The sequence below is a fragment of the Bradyrhizobium sp. NBAIM08 genome (genome assembly GCF_020193935.1).
GTDB lineage: Bacteria > Pseudomonadota > Alphaproteobacteria > Rhizobiales > Xanthobacteraceae > Bradyrhizobium > Bradyrhizobium yuanmingense.
Map to the genome: position 1 here is coordinate 1 of NZ_JADYVR010000590.1, position 428 is coordinate 428.

At 49.5% G+C, this 428-nt stretch carries 1 protein-coding gene; it reads left to right on the forward strand.

The window, feature by feature from the left end; translation table 11 throughout:
* Nucleotides 1-56: 56 nt before the first annotated feature.
* A partial coding sequence (locus I6F37_RS41105) for a hypothetical protein (RefSeq protein ID WP_225154537.1) occupies nucleotides 57-428 on the forward strand: 372 nt, incomplete at its 3' end.

The following is a 428-nucleotide window of genomic DNA, read 5'->3' on the forward strand; positions in this document are numbered from 1 at the left end:
GCTGGAGTCCGCTCGTTTGCGGAAGCCCGCACGCAGTAAGGGCGTGGAGCGCCGAGTTGACCGCTTACGCCCTTACTTCGTGCGGGCTTCTGCAAAAAGACCGAGGTATTCAAAAAGTGAAATTATTAAATACAAAGTTCATTTTCGTCATTGCCAACCTATTTTTACTTTTGTTTTCCAATATTTCCGCGCAAATTCTCGCGCCAGGTGCGCCGGGAAAAGACGCTCAATGGGCGACCGCCGGAAAACAAGCGGTCGGAACGTCTGTTTCGCTCGAATCTAAAATCTGGTTTACGCTCGCGCAGGGCGTGATGACCGAAGTTTACTATCCAGATGTCACGGTCGCTAATGTTCACAAACTCGAATTTGTCGTCGTCAATCAGAAAACACGCAAAGTCGAAACTGAACAGACCGACGCGATTCACGAA